Here is a 6,680-nt window from a genome sequence, read left to right as displayed (position 1 = left end):
ATGAACCTAAACCGGTGTCCAAAATCTGTTGACCAGTTCAAGCCCGCTCCTACAGTGGATCTGTGTACGCCGGACCTGTGGGAGCTGGCTTGCCTGCGATCGAGCGCGTAGCGGTCGCAATCCAGACAACATTTGATTTGCTGCCCCCCACAGCTCCGCTCCTTCCACAGGGAGGTCCCGGACCAACCTACACCTACGAACCCGGCAAAAATTAACCGTTGATCACTGGTAACCTGCAGCCCTGTTCAGCACACTCAGCAAGGCCGATTATGGACGATCCAACCTACTACCCCTTCCACCTCTTCGCCGCCACCTTCGAGAGCGAAACGCACGCTCGCCAGTTCGCTTTCGAGCAATGGCAACCCGAGCCGCCCGCCGACGCAAGTTCTGCCGAGTTCGCCGCGTGGGAAGATCACAATCCAACCTGGCAGCTTGCCCGGGAACTTGAGTTCTTCATGGATTCGGACTTTGTCGAGCTGGATGAATCGCTGGAGTATGTGCAGAGCCTGGTAGCCAACGAGGCGCAGAAATCGCAGTTGTGTTCCCGGTCTCTGGCCGGGTTCGGTCACTTCATCATCATCGGCGACAACGCGATTTACGGCGACCGCCGCTCACCAGATCACTCCAATCCGCGGCAACCACAAAGCACCGCCACGCTCACCTATGTGGGGCATTTCAATTGAGCCGCTTACAGGTGGTAGCGATTGATCTGGGCACGGTGACAAGCGCCAGGGAACTGCATTGTCTGTTAAGGGACGCCCTCGGCTTTCCCGATTGGTATGGCTGTAACTGGGATGCCTTCTGGGATGCGATTACCGGCCTTGTGCAGATGCCTCGACAGTTGAAGCTCAGTGGCTGGGACACTTTTTCCAGGCAGTTGCCGAGGGACGCCGAGCTGATGCAAAAATGCCTGGCCACTCTGCAGGCCGAGTATCCGCAAATGGCGGCTGAAGTGCTGTTCGAGTGAACCAGGCCATCGCCGGCAAGCCAGCTTCATAGGGCGATGAATCCGATTTTACTGTGGGACGCTTCCCATTCCGTCTAGCGGTGCGTTAAGCCGTGAATGCCAGTGCTAGGTTCCGGGCCTCTTTGCCCAAGGAACCTGTGCATGACAAGGACGCCATCTGCCGTTTTTCCCCCTCCGCCTGCGATGACCGCCACCAATGGCACGTTGCAGCCTGGCTTCTACATCGTGCCGCACCGCATGACCGGTGCCCAGGTGCTGGCCTTGCTGACGGCACAACAAGAGCCTCAACTGATCGCTCGACTACAGCGGCTCAACCCGACCTTTGCCAGTGGCTTCAAGGCGGGGGAAATCTTTGTCGTTGGTGACCCGGACATCACCAGTGCCTGCACCCGTGAGGAGGCCGAGCTGATGACGGCTGCGGCGCAGGTGCGCGAAAGCCTGGCTGCACTGAGTGCTGAGGAAGCCAACTTCATGATGCGCCATCAGGCCGAGATTGCCGGGCTGTCCGCAGGCGCGAGCCAGGCCATGGGCGTTGGCAAGGACATGCTGGAAAAGGGCTTGCGCCAGGTCGAAGCGACCTTGCGCAGTATTGAGCAATTGCATCAGCGCGAGTTCAGCCGCAGCGGCAGATTGAACAGCCCGGACTTCTTCAATGCCCGCCGACGGCTGTACTTGCAGCTTGATGCGCAGCTCAAGAGTGCCTTTTTAAACAAACGGCTGAACCTGGGGAGCTACGACAGTTTGCGCAAGGACCTGGGGATTTCGACCCGTAGCCTGGTGCACCACTGGAGCCGGGCTGGCGGGGCTGGGCAGATTCCCGGGTATGCGACGCACCTGGACCAGGTGGCGAAGACGGCCAAGTATCTCAAGTATGGCGGGTATGTCGGGATTGGGTTGGGAGGGACGGCGTCGTGGTTGACGGTAAGGGAGGCTTGTCAGGCTGGCGAGACGAACGAGTGCAGAAAAGTCAGGTTTACCGCGACGGGTAGTTTCGCCGGGGGGCTTGCTGGTGGAGCAGCTGGTGCTTACTTCGGAACACAAGCAGCGCTTTCCGTTTGCGTTGCTTTCGGGCCGTTGGGAGCCGCCGTTTGCGTCATAGTTATTGTTGGTACAGGCTCACTCATAGGCGGTTATGGAGGCGGTCTGTTTGGAGAACGAATAGGAGAGATGATCTACGAGGCTCGTCTATGATGGACCTGAAAGCCTGGCCGCTGGAGGCTCAAATTGCTTTTGGGTTGGCCCCCTTCGTATTGTGTTTGTCTGGCTTAGGCATTGGCGTCCATCTCGCTTGTAGCCGACATTTCAAGGTCATGCTCAAGGCCCTTGAAAATAGCCCCTGGCTTCATCAGCAAGTCAACTTGTGGGGAATCACCAGCGTAAGGTCACGCACGCTTGTCGTGGGTAGTGTCTGCGGCGCAATGCTTAGACCGCGCCTTGGTATCCGTAAAGGCGTATTGGACCCAGCGGAAGTAGCAGATTTCCCACCTTACCTAAAACGCCGAATGTACATTTCGTCCTGGTTGACAATTGTAGGATTCGCCTGGCTGATGGTTGGTATAGGCCTGATAAAACTGGGCATGTTTTAGCCCTAACCAACACTCATCCGCAAGGCCATCGAAGGACGGTCCTGACTCAAACCTTGAGCGGAATGAGCCGATGATCTCGCCCTGGAAGTAACCGTTGTGTTGGGTGAGTTCTGTGCGCATCGGCTGTTCGATTTCGCAGTAACCCGGCCTGGACGTAATTCAGGCAACACCTAATGTGATGGCTGGACTGGCCCAATCGCGGGTCAAGCCCGCTCCTACAGTGGATCAGTACGCCGGACCCGTGGGAGCTGGCTTGCCTGCGATCGAGCGCGTAGCGGTCGTAATCCAGTCAGCGTCTGATGTGCTGGTTGAACTGGCCTCATCGCCGGCAAGTCCGGCTCCCACAGGAAACGACCATGCTGGAAGATCCTCGAACCTGGATGCCCGGCGTGCAACTGGTTTTCTTATTAACGTCTTTTCTGTTGATGTTATCTGCAATGGCGATGAATGCCTGCGTCGCCTTGAGCCGTGATTTCGATATTCTGATTGAGACAATCCAAGGCAACCCCTGGATCGAACGCCAGAAGAACCTATGGGGCACTGCAAGCTTCAAGTCGCGTTGTTACTTGGTATGGTCGACCTGCGGCGTGGTGATCTGGCCACAGCTTCATGTACGCAGGGGCCACCTCGATGCAGACAAGATGGATAGATTGCCGCCAACCCTCAGGCGCCGGATGATCGTTGAGTGAGTGGCTTTGCCGATTAAGGATAGTGGGAACTCCGGCCTACAAGCACAAGACGGAGAAGACTCATGGCGGCATCCTCGCCTGCCGCACTATCCTCGGCACCGAGGCCTTCGAGGCCTGGGGCTGGCGGATTCCGTTCCTGCTGTCGATCCTGCTGCTGATCGTCTCGGTGTACATCCGCCTGCAACTGAGCGAATCGCCGGTGTTCCAGAAGATGAAGGCCGAGGGCAAGGCCAAATTCACCAGTTCGTGCGACCTGGCCAAGAGCGTGCCGGCGAAAAAAGCCATCCCCTACAGCAACGAGAACGCTGATCCCGGCACCGTCGCGCAGATCCGCATCGGCGACACGGTGATCCAGAGCTTTGAAGGCACCGGCATGCCGGCCGCCGACTTCAAAGCCCAGAACGACGCCTTCATCGCCACCCCGGGCACCGCCCTCAAGGACGCTGGCTACCCGGAAAAAGCCGACCCGGCCAAGACCAACTACCCGATGGTCTTGCTGCTGACCATCCTGGTGATCTACGTGACCATGGTCTACGGCTGGTTCGGCGGCTTCCTGCCGACCGTGGCCTTCGCCATGGTCGCCGCCACCGGTGATATCTACTACGGGCTGTGGTACCCGATCGTCATCGCGGTGATGACGGCGATCCTTGGCACCTTCTTCCTGCCGGAAACCAAGGACCGCGACATCACTCATACCTAAGTCTGATACCCACCCTCTCCCCTGTGGGAGAGGGCGTTTCAGCTGTTTCCCGGCACAGTGCCAACCCGAGCGAATTATGTACTAACCTGTTAATTAGCTTGCTAAGGGTATAAAATTCGACCACTCCCCCCTTCGAGTTTTCTTCGATATGACACAGACACCGCGCGTATCTGGCGCCTCAACATTCATCCTGGTTGGCCTGGGCGTGATCATCGCCCTGCTCGGCCTTGCGCTCGCCGCCGGTGGCGTGAAGCTGGTCAGCCTGGGTGGTTCCTGGTACTTCCTGGTCGGCGGTTTGCTGATGGCCATTTCCGGCCTGCTGATCGCCCGCCGAAAACTGGCCGGCGCCTGGCTGTTCGCCGCCTTCCTGGTCGGTACCGCGATCTGGGCCGTGGCCGATGTCGGCCTGGTGTTCTGGCCGCTGTTCTCGCGCCTGTTCATGTTCGGCGCGATGGGCCTGGCGGTGGTGCTGGTCTATCCGCTGCTCAAGCGTGCCGCTGGCGCCACGCCCGGCCGAGGTGCCTATGGCTTGGCGGCGGTGCTTGCAATTGCCCTGGCGGTGGCAGCGGGCAATATGTTCGTCGCCCATCCAAGCGTTGCCCCTACCGGTGACGGCCCGGGCCTGACCGCGGTCGACCCGGCCAAGGCGCAAAAAGACTGGGCCCACTATGGCAACACCGAAGGTGGCAGCCGCTTCGCCGCGCTGGACCAGATCAACCGCAGTAACGTCGACAAACTGAAAGTGGCCTGGACCTACCACACCGGTGACGTAGCCATCAGCGACGGCAACGGCGCCGAAGACCAGCTGACCCCGCTGCAGGTCGGCAACAAGGTGTTCATCTGCACCCCGCACAACAACCTGATCGCCCTCGATGCCGACACTGGCAAAGAGCTGTGGAAGAACGAAATCAACGCCAGGTCGGCGGTCTGGCAGCGTTGCCGCGGCATGGCCTACTTCGATGCCAGCGCACCGATCGCCCAGCCGACCCAGCCGAACAGTTCGCCGATCATCGCCGCCAGCGTGCCGGCCGGTGCCAACTGCCAGCGCCGTCTGCTGACCAACACCATCGATGCGCGCCTGATCGCGGTCGACGCCGACACCGGCGAGTTCTGCCAGGGCTTTGGCAACAATGGTCAGGTGGATCTGAAAGCCGGCCTGGGCAACGTTCCGGACTCCTTCTACCAGCTCTCCTCGGCGCCGCTGATGGCGGGCACAACCGTAGTGGTCGGTGGCCGCGTCGCCGACAACGTCCAGACCGACATGCCGGGTGGCGTGATCCGTGGCTTCGACGTGATCAGCGGGCAGATGCGCTGGGCCTTCGACCCGGGCAACCCTGAAGACCGCAATGCGCCGACCGGCGACAGCACCTACGTGCGCAGCACCCCCAACAGCTGGGCGCCGATGTCCTACGATCCGGCGATGAACACCCTGTTCCTGCCAATGGGCAGCTCGTCCACCGACATCTACGGCGTCGAGCGTACCGAGCTGAACCACAAGTACGGCGCCTCGGTACTGGCCCTGGACGCCAGCAGCGGTGCAGAGAAGTGGGTCTACCAGACCGTGCACAACGACCTCTGGGACTTCGACCTGCCGATGCAGCCGAGCCTGATCGATTTCACCAAGGCCGACGGCCAGTCGGTGCCTGCGCTGGTCATCGGTACCAAGGCCGGGCAGATCTACGTGCTCGACCGCGCCAGCGGCAAGCCGCTGACCGAAGTGGTCGAGACCCCGGTCAAGCCAGGCAACATCCCCGGCGAGCCGTACTCGCCGACCCAGCCTAAATCGGTGGGCATGCCGCAGATCGGTGCCCAGCAGCTGACCGAGTCGGACATGTGGGGCGCGACCCCGTACGACCAGTTGCTGTGCCGCATCGACTTCAAGAAGATGCGCTACGACGGCCTGTACACCGCGCCCGGCACCGACCTGTCGCTGAGCTTCCCGGGCTCCCTGGGCGGCATGAACTGGGGCAGCATCTCCACCGACCCGGTGCATGGCTTTATCTTCGTCAACGACATGCGCCTGGGCCTGTGGATTCAGATGATCCCGTCGCGGAACAAGGGCCAGGCCGCCTCCGGTGGTGAAGCGCTGAACACCGGCATGGGCGCGGTGCCGCTCAAGGGCACGCCGTATGCGGTGAACAAGAACCGCTTCCTGTCGGTGGCCGGCATTCCGTGCCAGGCACCGCCGTTCGGCACCCTCACCGCCATCGACATGAAGACCCAGAAGGTTGCCTGGCAAGTGCCGGTCGGCACCGTTGAAGACACCGGCCCGCTGGGCATCCGCATGCACCTGCCGATCAAGGTTGGCCTGCCGACCCTCGGCGGTACCCTGTCGACCCAGGGCGGTCTGGTGTTCATTGCCGGCACCCAGGACTTCTACCTGCGCGCCTTCAACAGCGCCAACGGTGAAGAAGTGTGGAAAGCCCGCCTGCCGGTCGGCAGCCAGGGCGGCCCGATGACCTATGTGTCGCCGAAAACCGGCAAGCAGTATGTGGTGATCACCGCCGGTGGTGCGCGTCAGTCGACTGATCGTGGCGACTATGTGATGGCGTACGCGCTGCCTTAAATCGCATCGCCCCAATCGCGGGTCAAGCCCGCTCCCACAGCTTCTGTGGGAGCGGGCTTAGATCGGAAGAGCGTCGTGGGGGGGAAGAGGGTAGACCTCGATGTGTGTCGATCTCGGTGGTTATCAGACCAGTACAAAAGGAAGGGAAGGTGGTGTATGAGTTGGGAAGGCT

Annotated in this window: 6 protein-coding genes and 1 pseudogene; all 7 read left to right on the top strand. The window is 60.7% G+C overall.

Annotated features, from left to right (window positions below; all coding sequences use genetic code 11):
* Window positions 1-269 precede the first annotated feature (269 nt).
* Window positions 270-683, top strand: coding sequence for a hypothetical protein (locus tag ABM562_RS26815; RefSeq protein WP_460423908.1), 414 nt, complete (start codon window positions 270-272; stop codon window positions 681-683).
* Complete coding sequence (locus tag ABM562_RS26810) at window positions 680-967, top strand: barstar family protein (RefSeq protein WP_460423907.1); 288 nt, start codon at window positions 680-682, stop codon at window positions 965-967. The genes ABM562_RS26815 and ABM562_RS26810 overlap by 4 nt, the downstream gene beginning before the upstream one ends.
* Before the next feature lie 141 nt (window positions 968-1,108).
* Window positions 1,109-2,158, top strand: a complete 1,050-nt coding sequence (locus ABM562_RS26805) for a hypothetical protein (protein ID WP_460423906.1) — start codon at window positions 1,109-1,111, stop codon at window positions 2,156-2,158.
* On the top strand, window positions 2,155-2,553 hold the full coding sequence (locus ABM562_RS26800; RefSeq protein WP_346617879.1) for a hypothetical protein: 399 nt from the start codon (window positions 2,155-2,157) through the stop codon (window positions 2,551-2,553). Before ABM562_RS26805 ends, ABM562_RS26800 begins: the two co-directional genes overlap by 4 nt.
* Before the next feature lie 356 nt (window positions 2,554-2,909).
* A complete protein-coding gene (locus tag ABM562_RS26795; protein WP_460423905.1) occupies window positions 2,910-3,242 on the top strand; it encodes a hypothetical protein in 333 nt (110 codons plus the stop codon).
* A gap of 70 nt (window positions 3,243-3,312) precedes the next feature.
* Window positions 3,313-3,942: pseudogene (locus tag ABM562_RS26790) on the top strand (MFS transporter); the annotation flags it as partial.
* A gap of 148 nt (window positions 3,943-4,090) precedes the next feature.
* A complete protein-coding gene (locus tag ABM562_RS26785; protein ID WP_346617877.1) occupies window positions 4,091-6,508 on the top strand; it encodes a glucose/quinate/shikimate family membrane-bound PQQ-dependent dehydrogenase in 2,418 nt (805 codons plus the stop codon).
* Window positions 6,509-6,680 lie beyond the last annotated feature (172 nt).

It is taken from the genome of Pseudomonas sp. ZL2, assembly GCF_054788455.1.
The sequence above is the reverse complement of the archived record's forward strand: the minus strand, read 5'-3'. Positions and strand labels throughout refer to the sequence as shown.

What these genes read in the sequence shown, in the direction of transcription:
- ABM562_RS26815 (WP_460423908.1), top strand. Translation starts at nt 270, where the DNA reads ATGGACGATCCAACCTACTACCCCTTCCACCTCTTCGCCGCCACCTTC.
- ABM562_RS26805 (WP_460423906.1), top strand. Translation starts at nt 1,109, where the DNA reads ATGACAAGGACGCCATCTGCCGTTTTTCCCCCTCCGCCTGCGATGACC.
- ABM562_RS26800 (WP_346617879.1), top strand. Translation starts at nt 2,155, where the DNA reads ATGATGGACCTGAAAGCCTGGCCGCTGGAGGCTCAAATTGCTTTTGGG.
- ABM562_RS26795 (WP_460423905.1), top strand. Translation starts at nt 2,910, where the DNA reads ATGCTGGAAGATCCTCGAACCTGGATGCCCGGCGTGCAACTGGTTTTC.
- ABM562_RS26785 (WP_346617877.1), top strand. Translation starts at nt 4,091, where the DNA reads ATGACACAGACACCGCGCGTATCTGGCGCCTCAACATTCATCCTGGTT.